Source organism: Chryseobacterium sp. CS2K3 (assembly GCF_059515185.1).
The window spans coordinates 323,663-348,694 of record NZ_JCAKRW010000005.1; the positions used below are offsets into that span (position 1 = coordinate 323,663).

Here is a 25,032-nt window from a genome sequence, read left to right on the forward strand (position 1 = left end):
TATTTCGGTGCTCCATTGTATTGCGCACTGGCTCGTTCCTCGCCGCCCTTACTATCCCTCACGAAGAGAATATCATTCTTATCCGGAATATTTCAGATGAGAAAGAGACTATTATCAATAAAACTGAATTAAAAATTAAAATATGATCCCAAAAACAATGAAAGCTGCTGTAGTTCAAGGCTACGGGCAACCACTGAAAATAGAAGAAGTACCCGTAAGAGAACCGGGAAGATATGAAGTTCTTGTGAAAGTGATTGCCTGCGGTGTATGCCACACGGATCTTCATGCAGTAGATGGCGATTGGCCCGCAAAACCTAAAATGCCTCTCATCCCCGGACACGAAGGAGTAGGAATTGTAGTAGCCTGTGGTCCTGAAGCTTTTGTAAAAGAAGGCGATGCGGTAGGTGTTCCATGGCTGTATAGTGCCTGCGGATGTTGTGATTATTGTATAACAGGCTGGGAAACTCTTTGTGAAGCTCAAAAAAATGGCGGATATAGTGTAGATGGCGGTTTTGCAGAATATGTTATTGCAGATTCAAGATATGTAGGGCATCTGAAATCAGATGTTAACTTTTTGGAAATAGCCCCCATCTTATGTGCGGGAGTCACTGTTTATAAAGGATTAAAGGAAACAGAAACAAAGCCCGGAGAATGGGTAGCAATATCAGGGATTGGCGGATTAGGACATGTGGCAGTGCAGTACGCAAAAGCTATGGGAATGCATGTAGCAGCTATTGATGTAGCAGATGATAAATTGGATTTAGCCAAAAAATTAGGGGCAGATCTTGTGGTAAATGCAAAGAATATAGACCCGGGAGAATACTTACATAAAGAAGTAGGCGGGATGCATGGCGCTTTGATTACAGCTGTTTCACCTATTGCGTTCAAACAGGGGATTGATGTTTTAAGAAGAAAAGGAACAATTGCTCTTAACGGACTTCCGCCAGGATCATTTGAACTCCCGATTTTTGAAACCGTCTTAAAAAGAATCACCGTAAGAGGTTCTATTGTAGGAACGAGAAAAGATCTTCAGGAAGCTCTTGATTTTGCCAATGAAGGACTGGTAAAAGCAACGGTAACTTCAGCTAAATTAGAAGACATCAATGATGTTTTTGATAAAATGAAAAAAGGTCAGATTGATGGAAGAATCGTATTGGATATTACCAACTCAAATTAAATCATGAGAAATAAGACTCGGTATATCTTTTGCCGGGTCTTTTATTATCTGAACTGATAAGTTTACACTCAAAAATATACAACAATGAAAGAGAAAATATCAAGGCTGTCTGCAACAGAAAAAGCTCTTGAAGTTATTAAGGAACTTGAAGAAAAATATGGTGCTTTGATGTTTTATCAGGCAGGTGGATGTTGTGAAGGAACCCAGCCTCAATGTTTTGAAAAAGGAGGTTTCTTTCCAAGAATGAATGATGCCATGATAGGAGCCATCAACGGACACGAATTCTGGATAGACCGTGATCTGTTTGAATACTGGAAATATTCTCATTTTACACTTGATGTTACCGACGGATTCGGACCTGGAGGATTTTCACTGGAAACCCCTTTAGGCAAAACATTTAAAGTGCAATATAAGCTCTTTACTCCAGAAGAATATGAAAATTTGGAGCCCGTACAGCGCAGTGAATAGTTTTTCCTAGAATCAGGTGACTTTTACAAACCGGTTCACAAACATAGCTGCGACAATATCTCCCACAGAGTTTAAAACAGTTGCTAAAGGATCTACCAATGTCCCGATAATCATTACAGCCGGAATAGCTTCCTGAGGTAATTTGTACACCGAGATCATCAGCATTTCACCAATATATCCGCCATTGGGAATTCCGCCCGCTACAATACTTACAAAAACAGTAATACCCAAAGCCAATAAAAGATTGGATGGATCAAAGAAGTCTTTCCCGATAATCAGAAATGCTACGTAAATTTTGATAATAGAAGACATGGAAGACCCGTTTTTATGAAGAGTTGTACCAATAGGAATTACCAGATTGGCAATCGAATCAGGGATACCGATCTTTGAAGCTGCCTGCAAATTAGCCGGCATTGTTGCAAAACTGCTACATGTACTTATCGCCGTAAGACTCGGATAAATAGCATTACTCCAGAAACTTTTCACCCCTTTCTGTCCGTTCGCCATAAACGCATAAATAGAAAAGAATACCAGAAAATAAATAATTCCTGCTACATAATATAATCCTAAAGGTTTAGCATAAAATCCGAAAAGCTGCGGACCTAATGTTGCCACCTGATAGGCAAAATAAGCACCCAAACCAATGGGAGCAAGCTTCATTACTAATAAAAGTAACTCTTTCATTACCTCATATCCCGATGCTATAAAAGTTCTGAATGCCTGTCCGCTTTCTCCTGTTTTTCTGGCAGCAAAACCTGTCATAAAAGCAAAAATAAGAAGTGCAAGCATATTCTGTCTTGAGAAAAGTGCGGTAAATTCTCCCACCGTGAAAAAACTCACAATTCTATTCCCCCAGCTTTCTTCACTGGCAGCTTCCGTAATCATCTCAGAACTTCCGGAAACCCCTGAAACAGGGAAGAGATATACTGCACAAATCGTGAATATAGCGGCAGTTAAAATGAAAAATAAAAAAGTAAGCGCCATCACAAGAATAATCTTCCCGAATTTTGATTGCTGCTCCAACGATGCAATAGAATTGGAAACAGCAAAGAATACCAATGGTACTACACTTACAAAAAGCAGATTAAGAAATATGTCCCCTAAAGGCTTTATGTATTCCACAAAACCGGGAGCAACAATTCCTATGATGCTTCCAATAGTGATTCCCAATAGTAAAAATATGATTCCGGAGTAGTTTTTTAATACCTCTTTCATGTGGCACTTTTTATCAAAGATAGGTTTATTTTTAACATTCTGTTATACAATTTTCAGACCTAAATTTCATAAATTTGGGTAAAATCGTTTCTATGGCTTATATAGATTATTATAAAATTTTAGGTGTAGATAAAAGCGCAACACAAGATGAAATTAAAAAAGCTTACCGAAAACTGGCTAGAAAGCTACATCCCGACTTAAACCCCGATGATAAGGAATCCGAAAGAAAATTCAAAGAACTGAACGAAGCTAACGAAGTACTAAGCAATCCGGAGAATCGTGCCAAATATGATAAATATGGCGAAAACTGGAAACATGGCGAGGAATACGAAAAAGCTCAGCAACAACAAAGACAATATCAACAGCAAAACAACTATGGCGGAGGTTTCTCCGGTGCAGATTTTGGAGAAGGTGAGGATTTTTCAGATTTCTTCCAGGATATGTTTGGTGGAGCAGGAGGTTTTGGCAGAAGTTCAAGAGGCAGAGCTTCAGGAAAGTTCAAAGGACAGGATGTAAATGCTGAGCTAAACTTACATTTAAGAGAGGCAGCAGTTACTCATCCTCAAACTTTTGAAATTAATGGGAAAAAAGTAAGGATTACCATTCCAGCCGGAGTACATGACGGACAGAAAATTAAGTTAAAAGGACACGGAAATCCAGGAATGAATGGAGGTCCGAGTGGAGATCTTTATATAACGTTCAATATTCCTGCTGATCCGGTTTTTGAGAGAATCGGTGATGATCTGAAAATAAAAGTTACCATTGATTTATATACTGCAGTTCTGGGTGGCGACGTGAAAGTAGATACCCTTAACGGAAGCGTGAATCTGAAAGTAAAACCGGAGACTCAAACCGGAACTACTGTAAGACTCAAAGGAAAAGGTTTTCCTGTCTATAAAAAAGAAGGTGAATATGGTGACCTTTTTGTAACCTATGAAGTAAAACTGCCAACCAATCTTACCGAAAAGCAAAAAGATCTTTTTGAACAACTTAAAAACGCCTAAGCTATGAGTGAAAGAATATCACGGGAAGAACTCGTAAGAATATACAATATAGAAATTACTTTTTTTGATGATCTTGTAGAGTACGGTTTGCTCAATATACAGGTTGAAGATAATACTCATTACCTAATGTATGAAGATCTTCCGGATTTTGAAAAATTTGCTAACTGGCATTATGATCTTGAAATCAATCTTCCGGGATTGGAAGTGATTCATAATATGCTGAAAAAACTAGAAGCTTTAAAACGAAGAAACAGAGAGCTGATGAATAAACTTTCTGCTTTGAATGACCAATATGAGGATATTTAGTTTAGTTTTGTAGCTCTTAAAAGCAATTTATATATTATGAGCGTGGAAAAGGTGATTATATTAAAACCTGAGAGAAAGAGTTTTGAAGATATTTATTTTAATGGAAATCAGGGAAGTTTGCTTTTTTCTCCTACTACTAAAGGGAAGACAATAACTACAATTATTGCTGCAATTGCTTTATTGATCGCCTTTTTTATAAAAGGAAGTTTAAGTAAAGAAAGCCAGGGGATCTTATATTTCCTAAGTTTTATACTTCTGCTTTGCGCTGTTTTCCTGTCTGTAAGCGTCAATAAAGTGTCAAGATGGAAAAAACAGGTGAATCATTATCTGAATACACTGGAGAAATGTAAACTCTACGAAATCAGAATTGAACAGAATTTCTTCACAGTTAATATTGATGGAGAAAAAGAAACCAGTGAATGGAAAGATTTTGAATTTTTTGACAGCAATAATGAATTTATTTCTCTGGAAGGAAAATACAATTATATGTTTCCGAGAAAATCAATGAGTGAAAGAGATTATTCTTTATTGAAGACTATTTTAAAAGATAATATTAATCAACAATAAAAAAAAGGAGCAAAATTTTTGCTCCTTTTTTTATGCTGACGAAATGATAATTTCTGTCTTCCTGTTTTTTTAGTCTAGCCAACCCATTTCCTTCATCCACTCATCATTGTAGATTTTTCCTACATATCTTGATCCGTGGTCGTGAAGTAAAACTACAATAACGTCGTCTTTCGTAAACTGATCTTTCATCTGAACCAATGAAGCAATAGCGCTTCCCGCAGAATAACCACAGAAAATACCTTCTTCTTTAGCCAGCTTTCTTGCATAGATCGCTCCGTCTTTATCCGTTACTTTTTCGAAATGATCAATTACAGACATATCATAATTTTCAGGAATGATATCCTCACCAATTCCTTCAGTAATATAAGTGTAAGCGTGATCATAATGAAGCTCTCCGGTTTCGTGGAATTCCTTTAGGATAGAACCGTAAGTATCTACACCGATTACTTTAATATCTTTATTTTTTTCCTTGAAGAATGTTCCGCATCCTGTAATAGTACCTCCTGTTCCGGCACCTGCTACAAAGTGAGTCAGTTTTCCTTCCGTCTGTTCCCAGATCTCAGGAGCGGTAGACTCGTAGTGAGCTGTTCTGTTGGATAAGTTATCGTATTGGTTTACATACCATCCGTTTTCAGTTTCTTTAGCTAATCTTTTGGATACTGAATAATAAGAACGTGGATCTGTAGGTTTTACGTCTGTAGGGCAAACAATTACCTCAGCACCTACAGCACGAAGAATATCACATTTTTCTTTAGATTGCTTGGAATTCGTTACAAAGATACATTTGTAGCCTTTGATGATCGCAGCTAATGCTAATCCCATTCCTGTATTTCCGGATGTCCCTTCAATGATGGTTCCTCCAGGTTTTAATCTACCGTCTTTTTCGGCGTCTTCTATCATTTTAAGAGCCATTCTGTCCTTTACAGAATTCCCAGGATTGAATGTCTCTACTTTTGCTAAAACTAATGCTGGAAAATCTTCACCTAATACATTGTTAAGCTTTACCAACGGTGTGTTACCTATAGTTTCAAGGATATTTTTTGCGTATTTCATAAATGTTTTATAAGCGATGCAAAGATAATGCTTTTAAAATTATCTATGCTTTGGATAATTTGTAGATAAAATTACAGCAATTGAGTATAAATTCAATTTTATAATAAATGTTGAGTTCAGCCTATTAATTATATTTGATTGCTTTCACCGGAGAAATCTTACTGATCAGATAACTTGGTATAATCAAAGCAAGAGCTGAAATAAGCAGAATCCCTAATGAAATAGAAATTATTGCAATAGGATTAAGATCTACAGGAACTGTACTTACATAATAATTTTCAGGATTAAGCTTAATAACTCCAAAGAATTTTTGAATCAAAATAAGTCCTAAGCCTATAGCATTTCCATACAAAAGTCCCGGAATCATAATGATTAAAGTATAATTGATGAAGGTAGCTCTAATCTGAGCATTGCTTGCTCCTAAGGTCTTAAGCAATCCAATAGAATTGGTTCTTTCAATAATAAGAATAAGAAGAACCATAATAATATTAATAACCACTACGATGAGCATAATAATAATGATCAATGCAATATTCGTGTCAAAAATACTGATCCAGTCGGTGATCTGCGGGAATTTTTCAGTAGCTTTTTCAGCATAGTTTTTATACCCGATCAGTTTTTCAATATCTGGAAAATCTTTATCAATATCGTTGATGTTTTTAAGAAAGATATCAATTCCACCAATCTCATCCGCCTTCATATCCTGAATTTTTCTTGCATGATTGATTCCTCCAATAACGAACTGCTCGTCAATGAGTTTAATATCAGTTCTATAGATCCCTACAATCTTGAATTTACGGTAAAGTGGTTTTTGATCTGCTTTTAAAAATACCGTAACGATACTGTCATTTACTTTCATGTGAAGATCATTAGCAATTTTTTGTGAAATAGCAACATCATTGTTAAAGCCTATTTCTGTAACCTTTGGAGTAGTACCGGCAAGAAGGAATTTTTTAAATCTTAAACTGTCAAAATCCTTTCCAACCCCTTTAAATATAATTCCTGCAAAATTATGTTCATTACGCATAATTCCGGTCACCGTTACATATTTCTGGGTATTTTCTACATCAGGAAGTTCCTTGATCTTAGCCATATTCAATCCTTCCTTATCAAGAACAGAAGTATTGTAAGAAGAATTTGATCGGGTAGACCTTACGGTAATGTGTCCGCTGAAATCTGCGAGCCTTTCCTTAATAGCTTTTTTGGAGCCGAATCCGGTGGCTACAGTAATCAGGGAAACAATGATCCCCAACGCTACAGAAAGCCTGCCAATGAAGATGATAACCCTTGATAGGTTATTTTTGTTATCTTTGGAAAATGCTATTTTTCTAGAGAAATATAAAGGAAACTTCAAGCTTATGAATTTAGATTTCAAAATTAAAAATTTACTTCTGATTTGCCTAATTTTTTTAGGAGTATTCAATCAATATTATTCTCAAACTCAAGATCCAGCAGTTTTTAAAACGGGAGCGGATCAGCCTGAGGTCTATTTACCACTTTTAAAAGGGAAAACAATCGGGGTAGTGACGAATCAGACAGGCTTAATGAGTGACAGGACTCATTTGGTAGATTTTTTAGTGAAAAACGGAGTGAAGATTAAATCTATTTTTGCTCCTGAGCATGGTTTCAGAGGTGATGCTGACGCCGGAGCTAAAGTGAAGAATGGAGTAGATGTGAAAACTGGAATTCCAATCGTATCTTTATATGCAAGCAATAAAAAGCCCAAGCCTGAGCAACTGGCAGGAATAGATCTTGTTGTTTTTGATATTCAGGATGTGGGAGTAAGATTCTATACTTATATTTCTACGTTAACCTATTTAATGGAAGCAGGAGCTGAAAATAATGTTGAAGTAATGGTACTGGATCGTCCAAATCCACATGATGGTTATACTGACGGACCGGTTCTAAGAAAAAAATGGGCAAGTTTTGTCGGAATGCACGAAGTACCTGTAGTCTATGGATTAACCATTGGAGAATACGGAAAAATGGTGAATGGTGAAAAGTGGCTGAAAAATGGTGTTCAGGCTAAGTATACTTTAATTCCGATGAAAAACTATCATAAAAAGCAACGTTATCCGATGCTGGATAAGCCATCACCTAATTTACCTAATGATAAAGCAATTAATTTATATCCAAGTCTTTGCTTTTTTGAAGGAACTCAGGTTTCTGTCGGAAGAGGTACAGACCAGCCTTTCCAGATTTATGGTTCTCCCTGGACGCAAGGTTTGCCATACAAGTTTACACCTCAGCCAAGTTATGGGGCAAAAGATCCTTTTCTAAACGGAAAACTATGCTATGGCGAAAATCTTTCCGATTATCCTAATGATTTAAGAGAATTGAACTTGGAATGGGTGATCAAAGCCTATAAAAATTATAAAAATCCTGAAATGGATTTCTTTTTGAAGAATTTATGGTTTGATACTTTGTCCGGAACTGATGAATTCAGAAAGCAGATTATTGCTGGAAAACCAATTCCGGAAATTAAGGCTTCATGGAAAAAAGATTTAGAGAGTTTTGAGAAAATCAGAACCCGATATGTGGTTTATGAAGATTAATAAAGACGAGCCTGAAGTTTGAAGATGGGAGCTGCAGCTTATCAAGGTCATAAAAAAAATGACTCTTTTCTTTTAAAAGTCATTTTAGTAGTATACGTCTGAAAGTAACTTCCAGCTTCACGCTTCCAACTCCCGACTTTTTTAATCAAAATTTTGGGGTGGGTTTTTGTCATTTTTGCCCTTATTCAATATAAATAATCCGATTGTTAAACCTACTACTCCTGCAAAAGCCGTTAATAAAGCTCTCTGCAATTTATCTGGAAGATCATTTCCCAGATAGTTCATTAAAAAAAGGATCACAAAAGTGATCACTGAAATGATAATATGATTTTTTCCGAATGGTTTCATTGTATTATTTGAATTTGTAAGAGATCATAACACCGCCTCTGTAAGGGATAATTTCACCACTTCTGTTAAGACCTTCTTGTCCGTCGTAGCGTTTTCCTGTAGTACGATCATAGCCTTTATAGAAGCCTTGAGATGTTCCGATAGTTGCATAAAGATCAAGATTCCAACGTTCTGATAACTGGAACTGATAACCTCCTGTAATTCCTAGCATAATAGAAAATCCTTTTTGATAGAGATTGGAATTGATGAAAACTTCTCCATCATCTTTTACATGCAAATTATCATTCCAATAGTTCCATTTTTGAAGGTTATAGGCTGCAAAAGATAAATTAGCTCCCACATACCAATGCTTAAAAGCCTCATTGAAGTAATATCTTCCTTCTGCAGATACAGAATAAAATTGTAATTCATGTCCTGCAAATGACTTCCATGGTGAGACAAAAACATCCCCCTGAATAGTATATTTCGGACTGATTTGTTTTTCTACACCCAAATTAATAATACCGATTGGCAGTAAAAGAGCATTTCCCTTTACATATAAACTTTTTTCCCCAGTTTGTTCCTGCTCCTGAGCATGTAACGATCCTATTGAAAGGAACGCCAGTGCACTCGCTAATACTCTGTATTTCATCAATGTGTTATTTTATTTGCTTTAATAATTCTTCTGCTAGTTTAGAATCTTTGCCGTTTCGAGCTGCTAAATTTTTAGACATTTCAGCATAATTTTGAGCTACTTCCTTATTTCCCGTTAACAAATACAGCTTACTTAAAATATAGGTGTTCTCAGAATTTTCTCCTCTCATAACGGATTTTTCAGCCCATTCGGTTGCTTTTTTTAATGAAGAAGGCGTTTTTACATGATCTGCAAACACCCATGCCGCTCTTAACAGCTCTTCAGGATTGAATGCTTCTGAATTTTTATAATAGTCTAAAGCTGCTTTCTCATATTCTGGGAAATTGGCATTTCTCTCATAGTAGCTTAGCTTTGTTTGATTCAGTTTTGTAATGGCAACCTCTTTTCCAACCAATGGTTCAGCAGCCTTCAAAAAGTATTCATCGTTGATTTTTTTATTTTTATCATCAATGGATTGGTCTGCTATTTTTGCTAATTTCAATTGAGCATCGAATTCTTTGTAAGTTTCTTCAGGAAGGAACTTAATGATCTCAGCTTTTCTTGAACTAAAGGTTTTATAATTGGGATCTTCCATAGATTTCAGGAAGTATAGTAATAATCCTATTTCGTCTTTAGTAAGTTCTTCAGTGCTCTTCTTATTTTCAAAATATCTTTCGGAAGCTTTTTTAGCGAATTCATAATCACTATCAGAATTAAGCTTCATAATATTGATAAGAAATGCAGGATCTTTTTCTCCTTTAGCAAATCTATCTTTCAGAGATCCTCCTTTTCCTCCCTGAGAATTAATATCCTGAGCCATTGCCACAAAAATGCCCTCTTCCATATAACCTGAATTTCTGGAAACAAGTTCTCCTTCACCGTTTAGAAAAAGATAAGTAGGATAAGAACGAACTCCAAATTTTGAGGCAATATCTCTTCCTTCACCTTTTTCCATATCAAATCTGGCATTGATGAAATTGGTGTTGAAATAATTTCCAACAGCTTTCTGAGTGAAGACATTTTTCTCCATCATTTTGCATGGACCACACCACGAAGCATAGGCATCAATAAAAACCAATTTTTTTTCCTTCTTGGCTTTTGCAATAATATCTTTGAAAGGTAGGTCTTGGAACTGAATAGATTCCTGAGCAGAAATAACGATAGCACAAAAAATAGATATCCCGGAGATGATCTTCTTCATTTTCAAATAAGATTTGAAGCGAAGATAATTATTTTTCAAAATATAAAAGCCTTAACTCGTGTTTTGATAGTGATATTAACTAAATTTAAGACTTATGAGATTGTTGTTCTATGCTTTTCTGCTGATTCAGTAGTGTGATTAATTTTTTATAATTCATGAAAATTTAAGTCTGTTAAAGGTGTTGTATATCATCAGTTTAGAAATAAAATGATTTTATTCTGAAGTTTTTATAGCTGTAAAAGCGGTATTGAACATGAATTTTAAGATAAAATTATTTCACCAAATGGTCCTCAGATGTTTGTTATATCTTTGCAAACTAATAAATTATCCACAAAAGAGATTGTAAAAATGTAGGCTTTATTTCACATATTGCCAGGTTTTCTTTTGTGATAATATGAATGCAGAAGAAATTGAATATTAGTTTTAAACACGCCTTATCCCAAAAATCTGTTTATATCGCTGCCTTATCTGCCTGCTTAATTGCTGTGGTGGCTTTTGCTGTTTTAAGTCTTTTAATCACTGAAGACAATCGTAAAAATACTGAAGATTTTGCCAAAAAAACGTTTTTCAGGAAGTATGAATCGGTTGAAAATGAATTCAGGAATATTGAGGATTATCAGTATTTGCTGCGGGCACTGATTCAAAAGGACGGATTGAAGAATTATAAAGACTATTCTCTGGTTTTAAATGATTTAAATAAAAAAAGAAATCTTTTAACATATAGCTGGTATTATTATCAAAATAACGGAACCGGAAAGCCGGAAAGTAATAATCCATTAGCTGATCTTTTCAGAAACAGAGAAAACCCTGATAGTTCCATCATTATAAAAAATAATGGTCCGGGACATTTTAAAGATCTTCTGAGGACTCGTAAAGACAGTATCTATTGGATGAGCTATGATTCTCTTGTACTTCCAGATAAAAATATGCTGTATTATGGCTCTACCGTAAGTTTGGATGATCTCCACCAATATTTCATCAATGTAGATAAAAGTTCAAATACTTATGCCTATGTTTTTACAAAGGAAGGAATCTGTATTACTCATCCTGAAAAGAAATACCTTGGAAAGAATATTTTCGAGTTTACAGATATTAAGCCAAAAGATACTTTAATCAGCATTACCCAAACAGGTTATACCAAAGAAATTGCCATTTCCGAGTATCTTGGAGTGGAGGTTACCCGGTTTATAAAACCTTTAAAAACAGATAATTTTGATGGATATACTGTAGTAAATCACGTTAATTTTATTATTGATGAAAATACAAATAAGGTGAAAAAGTATACGGTGTTTATATTTCTGGCAGCTTTATTCCTTATTGTTACTGTCTTTTTCCTGTTTCAAAGGTCTTCCAATATTGCATATAAAGAAAAAGAAAAAATTCAGTCTGAAAAAAACCTTTTACTGATTGAAAATGAGAAAATGCATAAAGCGGAAGTCATCAATCAGCTTCAACAGCTTAAGAATAATATTAATCCACATTTTTTATTCAACTCTTTGAATTCTCTTTATATGTTAATAGGAATCAATAAAGAAAATGCTCAGAAGTTTACGATGAATCTTTCTAAAATATACAGATATCTCATTGTTCCTCCAAAGGAAAATATAGTTCCTGTATCAAAAGAAATTGATTTTATCAAAAAATATATGGATCTCCTGAAAAGCAGATTTGATGAAGAATTACATTTTGAATTGAATATAACATGTCCAGAGAGTTTAGAAAAGCGCATTCCTTATTTATCGCTTCAGATTGTAATGGAAAATGCTATAAAACATAATGTTGCCACGATTGATCAGCCCATGGAAATCATCATCATTGTAGAAGAGGAAGGGGTTACAGTAAAAAATACTTTTCAGCCTAAAAAAGAAGCCGTGCAGGGGGAGAAATTCGGAATTGATTATTTGAACCAAATTTATGAATATTTTAAAAATAATATGCTTCATATTTCAGTAGATGGTGATTATTTCATATGTTTTTTACCGTTAATGAAGTGAAATTGAAAAAATCCATTCACTCCCGAAAATTAACCTTTCACTCCCTAAAACCCATTATATAAGTCGCTATACCTCTAGCTTTGCCAGCTGAAACTAAGATATTTACTATTTGGAATGAATCGGACTATTTTAATGAAGAATTACAGGCTTGCACTGTATCTTGGACTTGCCATGGCATCGCCGGCGGTACTTGCACAGAAGAAAGACACTGTAAAAACGACCAAGGAAAAAACTGAAAAAGCAGATATTTCATCATCAAAAAAATCAAAAAAAATTGAAGAACTGATCAAGAAAGGAACTTATAAGAAAGGACTTTTTAATACGATTCAGGTAAAAACAGATGTTTATTTTGAAATTCCAGACAGCTTGATGAACCGTCAGTTTTTGGTTGTCAATAAACTATCTCAGGTACCGATGCAGGTGAATGAGGCTGGTTTGAATAAAGGAATGAATTATGAGAATAAGATCATTTCTTTTCACCGTGACAGAATTGCCAAAAAGGTTTGGGTAAGAACTTCTGAAGCTAAAGTATCATCTCCTAAAAATGATGCTATTACCAAATCTGTGAAGGATAACTTCTCAGAATCTATCATTGAAGTTTTTGATATTGAAGCTCAAAACAACGATTCCACTTCTGTGGCAATTAAGGTGAATAAAATTTTTGACGGAAATCAGAAAAGCTTTAATGATGTTCTTGCCAATGTAGGACTTGGGGGATCGGTAAAATCAAGCCTTTCCTATGTAGAAGGTGTGAAAACATTTCCTCAAAACCTGGTGGTGAAATCCCAATTGAGTACTTCTGTAAATGAAGGCGGGGTAGATCTTCCTGTAACATTAGGAGTGACCACGAACCTTGTATTACTTCCTAAAGTTCCGATGAAACCAAGAGTAGCTGACCAGAGAGTTGGGTTTTTCTCTGAGAAACACTGGTTCTTCAATGACCGTCAGCAGAAAATGGATGAGAAATTCTTCATTACCCGATGGAACCTGGAGCCTAAGGATGAAGATAAGGAAAAATATCTGAGAGGTGAACTGGTAGAGCCTAAAAAACCGATTGTTTATTATATAGACCCTGCAACTCCAAAGCAGTGGCGCGAAAAAATCATCGCAGGTGTTCACGACTGGCAGGTTGCCTTTGAGCAGGCAGGTTTTAAAAATGCTGTAATTGCCAAAATGCCGGACGAAAAAGATGAAGATTTTGATATTGATGATGTAAGATATTCGGTAATTACTTATGCTGCCTCTCCTAAATCCAATGCGATGGGACCATCAGTAGTAGACCCGAGAAGTGGTGAGATTATAGAAGCAGATATCATCTGGTGGCATAATGTAATGACTTCTCTTCAGGAATGGATGAGAATTCAGATAGGACCTATAGACCCGAAAGCGAGAGGAAATAAATTCAGTGATGAATATATGGGGGAAGCTATTCGTTTTGTGTCATCTCATGAGGTGGGGCATACCTTCGGATTGAAGCATAATATGGGATCTTCCTTTGCGTTTCCGGTAGAATCTCTTCGTTCCAAAGAGTTTACTGATAAAATGGGGGGAACAGCTCCGTCCATCATGGATTATGCCCGTTACAATTATGTAGCTCAGCCGGAAGATGGTGTTACTGCTATTACTCCAAAGATCGGAATCTATGATAAATATGCCATTGAATGGGGCTACCGTTGGTATCCGGACGAATTTGCGGAGAAAAAAGCATTGAGAAATCTGATAGAAAAGCATGAAGACGATCCAATGTATTTCTATGGTGAGCAACAGAGCTACCTTGAAACAATAGATCCGCGTTCACAGTCTGAAGACCTTGGAGATGATGCTATGAAAGCCAGCGAATACGGAATGAAAAACCTGAAAGTGGTAGTCAAGAATCTTTTAAACTGGTCTTATGAAGATGGTAAGGATTATACGGATGCTGGTAGATTATATATGGGTACTATCGGGCAATGGGATCTGTATACAGGACATGTGATGGCAAATGTGGGAGGTATTTACCTGAACAATACTGTTTTTGGTAATAAGAAAAAAGCTTATGAAGCAGTACCTGCTGAAACCCAGAGAAGAGCGGTAGATTATCTGGTGAAAAACTCGATCAATCTTCCGGAATGGCTGTTCTTCAACCCGATTACAGAAAAAACCTATCCGGTGAAAAATTCACCAATGGGACCTTTCGAGCAGGCACCTTATACTTTAGCAAGAGGAATGCAGTATGCCAATATTTATTCCTTGTTTATGGATGACAGATTGCTAAGGCTCCTTGAAAATGAATTAAAACATGAAATGTCAGGTTCAAAAGATGAGGTTTACACCGTAGAAAATCTGTTTGATCAGGTAAGAAAGGCAGTTTTTAACAAAAAAGGAAGCCTTACGATTCTTGAAAAAATGGCACAGAAGAATTATGTAGATGCCCTGATTGTTTCAGTAAATAAACTATTTGAAAAAACAGCAGTGAAAGGTTTGAAGACAGATGAAACATTACAGATGCCATTGATCTGTAACTATCATGAAGAAGGAAAAAACCTTAGAAACATTAATTATTCATCCATGAAAAGAGTATCTGAAGTGACAACTTATAAAAGAGCGGAACTACAAAAAGTTCTGGACTTACTGAATACAACCAGATACAAAGGTGATGATGCTTCAAGAGCTCATTACACAGATTTAATCATTCGTATTGAAGAGGCTTTAAACAAATAAACAGCAATGAAAAAAACTCTAGTACTTTTACCTCTTTTAGCTGCTCAGGTTGCTTTTGCTCAGGAAAAGAAAACGATTACGGGTAAGATAGAAGATGGTAGCACTTCCAGCGTAATTGCTGGAGCATCTATAAAAATAGAAGCACAATCTGTTTCTACAAAAACCGATTTAGACGGAATTATCGAAAGTGTATCTGTAGGTACAGTTGCCGATAAAGACGGAAAATTTATATTGGAAATACCAGTAGATACCAAATCTATTCTGGTGAGTTATCCGGGATATGAATCAAGGATGATTCTTATCAATGAAGACAAAACAAATTATACAGTAAGACTGACACCTGAAATTTCAGATAAAAACAAAATTCAGGAAGTCATCATTACAGGATATCAGAAGATCGAAAAACGCAAGCAGACTTCAGCAGTTGCAACCGTTAAAATGGATGCAATTAGCCAGGCAGGGGTTGCGAGTGTAGACCAGATGTTATCAGGACAGATTGCCGGTGTGGTAGTGACTCCTGAAACAGGATCTCCGGGAAGTCCGGCAAAGATCAGAATTCGTGGAACAGCATCTCTTTCGGGACCTCAGGATCCGTTATGGGTAATTGATGGACTTCCATTGGAAGGAAACGATGTGCCTAACTTCAGTGATAAAGATAATATAGACCAGCTTCAGAACTTTTCAATTGCAGGGCTGAACCCGAATGATATTGAAGATATAACGATCTTAAAAGATGCTGCTGCTACAGCTATCTATGGAGCAAGAGCAGCCAATGGAGTCATTTCCATTACCACTAAAAAAGGGAAAAAAGGAACCCTGAAACTGAACTTTTCAGCAGATACATTTATCACAGCCCGTCCGGACTTTGATAAACTTAATCTTATGAATGCTTCTGAAAAAGTAGATCTTGAATTATCACTTGCCAGAAATACAGGGTTGACATACCGTGCTGATAGAGGAGAAGTCATGAGAATTTTAACTCAAAACCAACAGCTTGATGATTTTAGAAACGGAGGTTTTGATGCTTTGAATCCATTGACTCGTCAGCAGATTAATGCATTAAGAAACAATAATACCGATTGGGGAAAATTACTGTACAGAAATGCAGTAAATAAACAATATGGAGTAAGTATTTCAGGAGGAAGTGACCGTTCTGATTATTACTTCTCTCTAGGGTATTACGATGAAGAAGGAACAACCATTGGTACAGGTTTCAAACGTTACAACCTGACCTTGAAGAATAATTATAAACTAAGCGATAAATTAAATGCCGGAATCTCTATTTTTGGTACCCAAAGTGAGAAGGAGTCATTTATGACAGATGCAGATGCAGCAGCAAGCCCTGTTAATTATTCAAGAAATGCCAATCCTTATCTGTCCCCTTACAACCCGGATGGAAGCTACAGATATGATAAGGATATGGATGGTTATAAAGATGTATATGTTCCGTTCAACTTCCTTGAGGAAAGAGAAAATACAAATTATACACTGAAAAACCACTCTCTGAAAGCAATATTGGATTTAGAATATAAGGTTTCAAAAAGCTTAAGATTTACTTCACAATTGGGAATTCAGTACGATACCAATAAAACGGAGAAATATGCTGCTGAAAACACTTATTTTACAAGAAAATTCAGAGAAGGGACACGTTATTATAAGGATGGACAGTACCGTTATTACTTACCTGTAGGAGGGATAAAACAAAACTGGAACAATGAGTTCTTCCAATACAACTGGAAAGTACAGGGAACATACAATACCAAAATCAATTCAGTACATGAAATTGACTTGATGGCAGGAACAGAAATCCGTAAAACGGATGATAATACAACGCTTACCAGAGCATTTGGTTATGATGCTGCCACAAGAACCGGAACACCAATTGTTTTCCCAAGCTCCAATGATGCTGCAGAAAAGAAATATGAGACGTACCGTGAGATGCCTCGCGTAGAAAATGCTTATGCTTCCATGTTTGCTACAGCTTCTTATACCTATGACCAGAAGTATACTTTCTTCGGAAGTGTAAGATATGATGGAACTAATTTATTTGGTGTTAATAAAAAATATAGATACTTACCGATATGGGCAGTGTCCGGATCCTGGTTGGTGACAAAGGAAAATTTTATGAAAAATATTCCTGTGATTTCTAATCTTAGATTAAGAGCTTCTTACGGATTACAAGGGAATATTGACCGTAATACTTCACCATACTTTATCGGGGAATATGGATATACCAATATATTGCCAGGAACAAAAGAGAACGTTATAAACGTGATCAGCCCTCCAAATGACAAACTTCGTTGGGAAAAAACAACAAATACCAATTTGGGTATTGATCTGGGCTTCTTCCAAAACCGAATCAATCTTACAGCAGATGTTTACAACAGAAAAGGTACGGATATGATTAGTATGAGAGAAGTTCCGCTGGAGTCAGGATTTGAATATACAATGGCAAACTGGGGAAGTCTTACCAATAAAGGTTTTGAATTGGCAATTTCTACCAGAAATATCAATAAAGATAATTTCAAATGGTCTACCACGATCAACTTTGCGCATAACAAAAGTAATGTGGTGAGTGAACAACCTCGTGATAATGCCCGTCTTCCTACCAGAGAAGGACTACCGGTAAATGCCATTTTTGCATTGAAAACTGCAGGAATAGATGAAAACGGAAACCCAATGTTCTGGAAAGGCAATGAAAAAGTGAAAATTGAAGATTTCTTCGGATTGTATGATCCCTATGCAGATTTCCTTCCTGGTTATTTTGCTCAGTCAAAACTTTCAAACGAAGAAGTGAGGAATCTGTTTACCTATGTAGGAGACAGAGACCCGAAATTTACAGGAGGTATCATCAATACCTTTAAAATACATGATTTTGACGTAACAGTTTCTGCAACATTCAACCTTAAGCAGATGGTTATGAGAACACCGTCCTATAAAGGAATGGAACTGGATAGAGGAAGAAATTATACAAGAGAGATCTATGAAGCTGGAACTACACTTCCAGGTATTACCAGCCCTGAAGCAGATAGCAACCCGGGATGGATGGGGAATAAATGGCTTTTAGATAACAGCTACAATGTTTACAATCTGTTAGATATCTGGGCGAAGGAAATCAGTTATGTGAGAATCAGTAGTATCCGTTTAGGATATACGCTTCCTAAGCAATTTACCAACTCAATGGGAATAAGTAATCTGAGAGTGAGCGTTGAAGGACGTAACCTTTTCGTATTCAGTAACGGATACAAAGGATATTTCGATCCGGAAACTTATGGAAATATTTATGCACAGCCTATTTCCCGTTCTGTTACACTTGGATTTAATGTTTCTTTTTAAAACTTGAAAAAAATGAGAAAAATAACAACATTTATCGCATTGGCAGCTCTTAGTTTTACCAGCATAGGATGCGATAGATTTTTAGATATTCAGCCTGAAGGGAAAGTAGTTCCTGTAAATGTAGACGATTACAGAAAAGTGCTTACATCGGCTTATGCAAAATACCCTGAGCATAAATCTCTATTAGCATTACGTACAGACGAACTTAGTCTGGATGAAAATGCCAGCGGATTTGCTTATAACCGTGAACTTGCCATGTGGAAAGACACAGGTTATGATTCCAATACAGTAGAATATCCATGGGTAAGATTCTATTCCACCATTTTTTACCTGAATCAGATTATCAATGAAGGAAGTAAAACGATGGCAGATTCTCCCGAAAAGCAACAAATATTAGCTGAAGCATATGCATTGCGTGCCTATTCATATTTTGATTTGGTTAATTTGTATGGTAAGCAATATAATGCTGCTACAGCATCTACAGACAAAGGAGTGCCAATCAGTTTGGAAATTGATGTAGAGCAGGTGTTGAAACCTTCTTCCGTACAGCAGGTATATGATCAGGTATTTGCTGATATTGCAAAAGCAGAAGGTCTGATGCTGGAACAACAGCAGCCAACAGGGAATAACTACAGGTTTTCCAAAATTTCTTTAAAAGCATTTCAGGCAAGAATCGCACTATATCAGAGTGATTGGAACAAAGCACTGGATTATTCACAGCAGGTGCTTGCTATCAAAGACGGGTTAAGTAATTTAAATACAACCAACGTAGCTCCCCATCATTATGCCTCTGTAGAATCTATTCTGGCTTTGGAAAATGCATTCAATGGTTCTGTAAAGAACAATTTATCTTATGCAGCTCCGGAACTTATTTCAGCATACAATAAAACTACAGATAAGAGATTTGGGCTTTATTTTGAAAAGGATTCAGATCGTTATAATGTTATTAAAAAAGGAGATTCCGAATTTAGAGTAAGCTTCAGAACGGCAGAAATGTATTTTATCAAGTCTGAAGCCTTATTGAAATTAAATAAAATTGATGAAGCTAAAGAAACTTTATTAACTGTTTTAAAAAACAGATATACTCCGGAAGGATATGCATCAGTGCAAAACCAAGTTGCTCCGATGAATACTATCGATTTCATGAATTTTATTCTGGACGAAAGATTTAGAGAATTCGCACTGGAAGGTCAGCGATGGTTTGATCTTAAAAGAACAAGCCAGAAAAAGATCATTCATACAATCAGTGGAAAAGAATATATTCTTGAGCAGAATGATGTGAGATATACGATAGCATATCCGCAAAGTGCAAGAAAGAATAATCCTAATTTATAACACTTCATATTAACAAACCCTCGAAACCGCCAGAGCTTAATCGTTCTGGCGGTTTTTTTGTACTTTTGCATTGTTATGAAAATTGCCATAATCGAAGACGAGCTGCTGGCTGTTAATTATCTGAAAGAGCTTTTAGATAAGCAAAATATTGTTCCCGTGACGGAAACAGTAGTTCTTCGTTCCAAAAAAAAGGCAATAGACTTCTTCGAAAACGATTCTGCAGACCTTATTTTCATGGATATTCATCTTGGAGACGGGATGAGCCTTGAGATTTTTGAGCAGGTGGAACTTTTCGCACCTATCATCTTCATTACAGCTTTTGATGAGTATGCAATGAGGGTTTTCAAACATTTTACAATAGATTATCTTTTAAAACCATTTGAAGAAGAAGATCTGCATCAGGCATTACAGAAGTTTGTTTCTATCCGGAATAACTTTGATCCCGAACCCGTTTTGAAATCTATTTCCACATTACGTCAGGGAGAAGATGCTGAGGTGATGAAACGTTTTATGGTAAGAGAAGGCAATAAGCTAAAGTCTATAGATGAAAATAATACAGCTTACTTCTTTGCATCCGGAAAATACCTTTTCCTGACAACAATGGATCATCATACCTACATCTATGATGACACTATTAAAGATATTATTCAAAAGTTAAATCCACAGGTTTTCTTTAAAGTGAATCGAAAATTCATCATTAATAAAGAAGCAATTACAGAAATTATCAAGCATTCAAGTCAAAAAGTAGAACTGAAGCTTTCTCCGGAACCTGAAGTGAACACTGAGATTTTTATTAGCAAAATGCAGATTGCTGAGTGTTTGAACTGGCTGAATAGCTGAGGTATTTTATAAAATATTCTTATTCATCTTAGGTAATGTCTTCTTTAATCTGCTCTCAAAAGATACAGTTAAAGAAAGACAAAATCCTGGTCAATGAAAAAGAAACCGGAATCCTGAAATCTCCTTATCGGGATCATTTTGAGTTTCATACTTTAAAAAATGAAAAGGTTTTTGATGAAGACTTCAAGGGTTACCTTAGCAAAAGATCAGTTTCTTTATTATCTGGATATGAAATCTACAGACGGTAAAACTACTCAGATTCCGTATGAAGTATTAATAGCATCTTTTAAGCCCGATAGAATTGTGAGTACAAATTAGATTTTATATTGATAATAGAGTTATTAAATCAGCTTACCCTAATTTTAAGTAAATTTATAAAAATAACTGAATAATGAATCAAAATATAATAAATCAATATAACATTTCTTTTCAAAATAGAGTTTATGAATGGGAGACTTTTGGTAAAAAAATAAGTAAAATAGTCACTACTAATAATAAATATTTAACTTCTTTTTTAAATTCTTGGAATTCAGTGGAACAAATAAATAATTCTTTATTACCTGATATAATTCAAGCATCTAATAATCCAAGCTTAGAAATTGATAGTGATTCGGCAATAGTAGATATTATTATGGGGGATAATTTAGTAGACTTTTACGATGATACTTTAGGATATGTAAATAGTATACCTTTACAGGACTTTAAGGAAATTGTAATAGGATGGAGGGACTTCTTAGAAGCTCTACCTCTAAGTGGATCAAAAGTGTAATTCCTTATATTTTATCAATTTTATCTAATATTTTAAGGAAATTAAGTAACCCCTACTTAATATGTCATTTCTCAGAATAAAGAAATAGAATTTAAATTTTTAGCTCATATAGAAGCTGAAGATATGGATGCTGTATTAAAATTAATAGAATAGAACATTATGAATATAGAATTTTTAAAATATTTACAAGATAATCCGGCAGCAAAACCCGGTAATATTGAATATGAAGGAAGAATTGAACCTCTCTCTCTTTCTGAAATACAACAGTTGGAAGCTATATACAATAATGGGAATATATTTCCCAAAGCATTAAGAGAACTTTTATTTCTTGCAGGAAAACGATGTTATGTATTAACATATAATATATTTGAAAATCAGCATGAGCTCCAAGAAGAGCCTAGATTATGGCTTCAAGAAAATAATAAAATAATAAATCGCCCCTTCTATGTTATTGAAGCAAGAAATATTGAAGAGTCATTTTTATTTGTTTATTTAGATGAAGGAGATGATCCAATAGTTCGACAAGCATATTTATTTGATAGAAGTGATATGCAATTTATTAGCAGTTTATTAGAGAAAAAATTATCTCAATTGATAAAATATCATATTGATATAAAGAAGGAGGGATATAATCCTTTTTAATATACTTATTGGTTTATTTATTAGAAATAAGGTAGGGTGAATAAATCTAACAACCTACTTAATAAGGCTTTTGTTTGCCTAAACCAAAGCCTTCCACTCACCCAAACACAAAATTATTTTATGTCAAATCAGAAAAAGTTGGGAACTACTACAAAATCTATACTTTTTATTAAACCATAGATCATTCTCTAATGGCAAAAAAAGATGATTCAAATGCTTTACTTTAGGAAACTAAGAAGTCCGAGATTATCGATAAAGAAGTTTCATATAGATGCATTCGCTTCAAAAGAATCAATTTGATTGATTCCGTTCTTAGTACCCTTAAAAATATGGATAAAATCCTAAAAACTATGCGTTAAATTAACACAATATTATACTTTTGGGATCAAGCACAAAAGTTAGGGACTAAGAAAAAAGTTTGGTTAATCTGAAAAAAAAATAAATTATCTTTTTACTCCTCTAAGCTTTATACTTAAATTTTCTATAAACGCAAAGACATGATGGAATTGATTATTGATAAGGGGGCTAAGAAAGCGACAAAAGTCGCTGATGAAGCGATGTAGATACGCGTATGCTTAGAAAGAATCAATACAATTGATTCAAGCTTTGCTTCCTAAAATACAACACCAGATAATATAAATCCTTTGCGTTAAATTTTAAAATTAAACTGATCTAAATATTTTAAGCCCCACAACTTTTGCGCTTGATCCCTTAGAAGTTAATATATTTTGTAAAGAAGGTATGCTTTATTAAAGATTGAAATCTTTTTTAACTTTGTAAAGAGAGGTTAAGCTTTATGTTGCTCTCACTTCTGCATATTCTTTTAGAAGGTATTATTAAAAACAAAAAAACCTCTGAATAATCAGAGGTTTTAAAGTGGTTTCTCCAGGAATCGAACCAGGGACACATGGATTTTCAATCCATTGCTCTACCAACTGAGCTAAGAAACCATTGTATTTTTGTTTGTCTTACTTCGTTGTTTTAAAGTGATGCAAAAGTACTATGTTTTGCTATACAAAGCAAGTATTCATCGTACTTTTTTTACTTTTGGTGAAAAACTTATTGATTATCAGTCTGATTATTTTCCTGCTCTTTTCGAATCTGTTCACTCATTTCTTCCAATACAGGTTTGATCGTACTTTCCGGAAGATCACTAATTCGAATATACATCAATCCGTCGATGGCATCATTAAAATTTGGATCCACATTAAAAGCAATTACTTTCGCATTTTGCTTAATATATTTTTTGATCAAAACCGGTAATCTTAATTCTGGCTCAAGATCATCAATAATTTTATCCAGCTTATTAAGATCAGATTCCATTTCTTCAAAGAAAATATTCTTATCTCTGTCACGCAGTTTTACCTTATATTCATTCCTTGGAGTGATATACTGAGCTACTGCAGAGTCAAAATAATTGGAACGCATAAATTCAATCATCAGTGATTTTGAAAACTCTGAGAACTTGTTGGAGATACTTACCCCTCCCATCAGGAATTTATGATCCGGATTTCTCAGGCAGACATGTACAATTCCTCTCCATAAAAGGAAAAGTGGAAGAGGCTTCTGCTGATATTCCTGACAAATATAAGCACGTCCCATTTCAATAACCTTTTTAAAGAAAGGGTGAATATCCTGTTCAAATTCAAAAAGAGAACTTGTATAAAAGCCTTTAACACCATATTTTTTCATTACCTCTCTACCCAATGCCATTCTGTAGGCACCAGCCAGTTTTTTCTCACCATTATCCCAAAGGAAAAGATGATGGTAATGTTTATCATACTCATCAAGGTCAAACGGAAGATTACTTCCTTCACCCACAGCACGGAAAGTCAATTCTCTCTGACGTCCGATTTCCCTCATAATAGAAGGGATTTCTTCGTAGGTAGTAAAGTAGATCTCATAGTTTCCATTGCTGAAAAGCATTTTATCCGTTCCTCGTAATTTGTCAACATCCTTCACGATATCTTCCAAAGGAGTTTCGTCAATAATGTTCTGAACAATATTTTCTTCTTTTAATAAAGGGAATTTTACCGATAAATTCTGAAGATTGATGCTTTGTGCAAGGGATTTTCTCTTTTCATAATAAGATTTCATCATATACACCTTACGTTTCAGAAACTCACCAAGCTCTTCAATCGTTTCCATATCATCCATTGCCTTTACAGTGATAGGTCTTCCGATTCTGATTCTGATAGGTTTTTCCCTGTCATTCATCATTTCAGCCGGAAGCATCAATGTTTGTAAATTCGGATGAAGTTTTGCCACCTGATAAAATAAGCGGCTGTTTTTCGCATGGAAATACATAGGAACTACAGGTACTTTAGCCATTCTGATGAGCTTAAGTGCCGTTTTTTCCCATTCTTTATCTAAAATTTCTCCGTAAGGATTATTTTTATTAGAAACCTCTCCAGCCGGAAAAATACCCACGCAGCCTCCGTTTTGCAGATGCTTAAGCGTTTCACGCATTCCTGAAGAACTGCTGTATGCTTCTTTTCTGTTTTCAAAAGGATTTACAGAAATTACGAAGGGTTCCATAGGTTTTATTTTCTCCAAAAGGAAATTACCCATCACCTTAAAATCCGGACGAACTTCCGATAAGATTTTGCACATCAGAATTCCGTCAATAGCACCCAGAGGATGATTGGATACCAAGATAAATGGTCCTGTTTTCGGGATTTTTGCCAGATCCTCTTCAAAAGCTACATAGCTTAGGTTTCTTTCTCTTACAAATGAGTCGAAAAAGTCTTTGCCTTCCTTATCTTTTAATTTGTCGTATAATTTATTTACTTCGTTTATTTTGGCAATGCTCATCACGGCAGATGCTACTGGATTCTTTAGAAACCCAATTTTACTTAAGCCGGAAGCTTTGATCAGATCGTTTTTCGAAATTAAACTCATGTGTGTTT

The 25,032-nt window shown here is 35.3% G+C and carries 21 protein-coding genes and 1 tRNA gene; 14 read left to right on the forward strand and 8 right to left on the reverse strand.

The genetic code is table 11. The features are described 5' to 3' along the window. The first annotated feature begins 142 nt into the window (after positions 1-142). The gene (gene adhP / locus AC5YGG_RS11060) at positions 143-1,177 is read left to right on the forward strand and encodes an alcohol dehydrogenase AdhP (RefSeq protein ID WP_496144554.1); all 1,035 of its coding nucleotides are present in this window, start codon (positions 143-145) and stop codon (positions 1,175-1,177) included. Positions 1,178-1,261: 84 nt separating this feature from the next. Next, positions 1,262-1,645, forward strand: a complete 384-nt coding sequence (locus AC5YGG_RS11065) for a DUF779 domain-containing protein (RefSeq protein WP_496144555.1) — start codon at positions 1,262-1,264, stop codon at positions 1,643-1,645. Between the two features lie 12 nt (positions 1,646-1,657). Here AC5YGG_RS11065 and AC5YGG_RS11070 read toward each other — a convergent pair whose 3' ends face one another. Then, positions 1,658-2,860, reverse strand: coding sequence for a dicarboxylate/amino acid:cation symporter (locus tag AC5YGG_RS11070; protein WP_496144556.1), 1,203 nt, complete (start codon positions 2,858-2,860; stop codon positions 1,658-1,660). Between the two features lie 92 nt (positions 2,861-2,952). Here AC5YGG_RS11070 and AC5YGG_RS11075 point away from each other — a divergent pair, with 92 nt between their 5' ends. Genes AC5YGG_RS11075 through AC5YGG_RS11085 form a run of 3 tightly spaced genes read left to right on the forward strand, consistent with a single transcriptional unit; the run spans position 2,953 to position 4,737 of the window. Continuing rightward, positions 2,953-3,864 (forward strand): DnaJ C-terminal domain-containing protein, encoded by a 912-nt coding sequence (locus AC5YGG_RS11075; RefSeq protein WP_496144557.1) that lies wholly within the window; start codon positions 2,953-2,955, stop codon positions 3,862-3,864. 3 nt (positions 3,865-3,867) lie between these two features. After that, on the forward strand, positions 3,868-4,170 hold the full coding sequence (locus tag AC5YGG_RS11080) for a chaperone modulator CbpM (RefSeq protein ID WP_496144558.1): 303 nt from the start codon (positions 3,868-3,870) through the stop codon (positions 4,168-4,170). Between the two features lie 36 nt (positions 4,171-4,206). After that, on the forward strand, positions 4,207-4,737 hold the full coding sequence (locus AC5YGG_RS11085) for a hypothetical protein (RefSeq protein ID WP_496144559.1): 531 nt from the start codon (positions 4,207-4,209) through the stop codon (positions 4,735-4,737). Positions 4,738-4,806: 69 nt separating this feature from the next. On the opposite strand, the gene AC5YGG_RS11090 is transcribed toward AC5YGG_RS11085, so the two are convergent. Together AC5YGG_RS11090 and AC5YGG_RS11095 are read right to left on the reverse strand one after the other, a co-directional pair. Further along, positions 4,807-5,790, reverse strand: coding sequence for a PLP-dependent cysteine synthase family protein (locus AC5YGG_RS11090; protein ID WP_065396048.1), 984 nt, complete (start codon positions 5,788-5,790; stop codon positions 4,807-4,809). 124 nt (positions 5,791-5,914) lie between these two features. Beyond that, positions 5,915-7,144, reverse strand: coding sequence for an ABC transporter permease (locus AC5YGG_RS11095; RefSeq protein WP_496144560.1), 1,230 nt, complete (start codon positions 7,142-7,144; stop codon positions 5,915-5,917). Between the two features lie 4 nt (positions 7,145-7,148). Between AC5YGG_RS11095 and AC5YGG_RS11100 the strand changes: the two genes are divergently transcribed. Beyond that, complete coding sequence (locus AC5YGG_RS11100; protein ID WP_496144561.1) at positions 7,149-8,345, forward strand: exo-beta-N-acetylmuramidase NamZ family protein; 1,197 nt, start codon at positions 7,149-7,151, stop codon at positions 8,343-8,345. A gap of 141 nt (positions 8,346-8,486) precedes the next feature. Here the strand turns inward: AC5YGG_RS11100 and AC5YGG_RS11105 are convergent, their stop codons facing one another. From AC5YGG_RS11105 to AC5YGG_RS11115, 3 genes are read right to left on the reverse strand one after another with little or no spacing between them, the layout of a single operon-like run. Further along, on the reverse strand, positions 8,487-8,693 hold the full coding sequence (locus AC5YGG_RS11105; protein ID WP_065398796.1) for a hypothetical protein: 207 nt from the start codon (positions 8,691-8,693) through the stop codon (positions 8,487-8,489). Positions 8,694-8,697: 4 nt separating this feature from the next. Next, entirely contained in the window at positions 8,698-9,324 is a 627-nt protein-coding gene (locus AC5YGG_RS11110; RefSeq protein ID WP_496144562.1) for a DUF3575 domain-containing protein, read from the reverse strand. 7 nt (positions 9,325-9,331) lie between these two features. Further along, positions 9,332-10,507 carry a thioredoxin family protein gene (locus tag AC5YGG_RS11115; RefSeq protein ID WP_496144563.1) on the reverse strand — a complete coding sequence of 392 codons (1,176 nt, stop codon included), beginning with the start codon at positions 10,505-10,507 and terminating at the stop codon, positions 9,332-9,334. Positions 10,508-10,905: 398 nt separating this feature from the next. Between AC5YGG_RS11115 and AC5YGG_RS11120 the strand changes: the two genes are divergently transcribed. From AC5YGG_RS11120 to AC5YGG_RS11155, 8 genes are all read left to right on the forward strand, one after another. Further along, on the forward strand, positions 10,906-12,501 hold the full coding sequence (locus AC5YGG_RS11120; RefSeq protein WP_496144564.1) for a sensor histidine kinase: 1,596 nt from the start codon (positions 10,906-10,908) through the stop codon (positions 12,499-12,501). Between the two features lie 114 nt (positions 12,502-12,615). After that, entirely contained in the window at positions 12,616-15,201 is a 2,586-nt protein-coding gene (locus AC5YGG_RS11125; protein WP_496144565.1) for a zinc-dependent metalloprotease, read from the forward strand. A gap of 6 nt (positions 15,202-15,207) precedes the next feature. Further along, positions 15,208-18,537, forward strand: coding sequence for a SusC/RagA family TonB-linked outer membrane protein (locus AC5YGG_RS11130; protein ID WP_496144566.1), 3,330 nt, complete (start codon positions 15,208-15,210; stop codon positions 18,535-18,537). 12 nt (positions 18,538-18,549) lie between these two features. Beyond that, the gene (locus AC5YGG_RS11135; RefSeq protein ID WP_496144567.1) at positions 18,550-19,872 is read left to right on the forward strand and encodes a RagB/SusD family nutrient uptake outer membrane protein; all 1,323 of its coding nucleotides are present in this window, start codon (positions 18,550-18,552) and stop codon (positions 19,870-19,872) included. Positions 19,873-19,947: 75 nt separating this feature from the next. Further along, positions 19,948-20,712 carry a LytR/AlgR family response regulator transcription factor gene (locus AC5YGG_RS11140; RefSeq protein ID WP_496144568.1) on the forward strand — a complete coding sequence of 255 codons (765 nt, stop codon included), beginning with the start codon at positions 19,948-19,950 and terminating at the stop codon, positions 20,710-20,712. A 159-nt stretch (positions 20,713-20,871) separates the two neighbouring features. After that, positions 20,872-21,030, forward strand: coding sequence for a hypothetical protein (locus AC5YGG_RS11145; protein WP_496144569.1), 159 nt, complete (start codon positions 20,872-20,874; stop codon positions 21,028-21,030). Positions 21,031-21,103: 73 nt separating this feature from the next. Then, on the forward strand, positions 21,104-21,481 hold the full coding sequence (locus AC5YGG_RS11150) for a hypothetical protein (RefSeq protein ID WP_496144570.1): 378 nt from the start codon (positions 21,104-21,106) through the stop codon (positions 21,479-21,481). 159 nt (positions 21,482-21,640) lie between these two features. Beyond that, complete coding sequence (locus AC5YGG_RS11155; protein ID WP_496144571.1) at positions 21,641-22,123, forward strand: hypothetical protein; 483 nt, start codon at positions 21,641-21,643, stop codon at positions 22,121-22,123. A gap of 877 nt (positions 22,124-23,000) precedes the next feature. Here AC5YGG_RS11155 and AC5YGG_RS11160 read toward each other — a convergent pair. Both AC5YGG_RS11160 and AC5YGG_RS11165 read right to left on the reverse strand, forming a co-directional pair. Then, positions 23,001-23,073 (reverse strand) — tRNA-Phe (locus AC5YGG_RS11160). Between the two features lie 109 nt (positions 23,074-23,182). After that, positions 23,183-25,024 (reverse strand): bifunctional lysophospholipid acyltransferase family protein/GNAT family N-acetyltransferase, encoded by a 1,842-nt coding sequence (locus AC5YGG_RS11165; RefSeq protein WP_496144572.1) that lies wholly within the window; start codon positions 25,022-25,024, stop codon positions 23,183-23,185. Between the last annotated feature and the right edge of the window lie 8 nt (positions 25,025-25,032).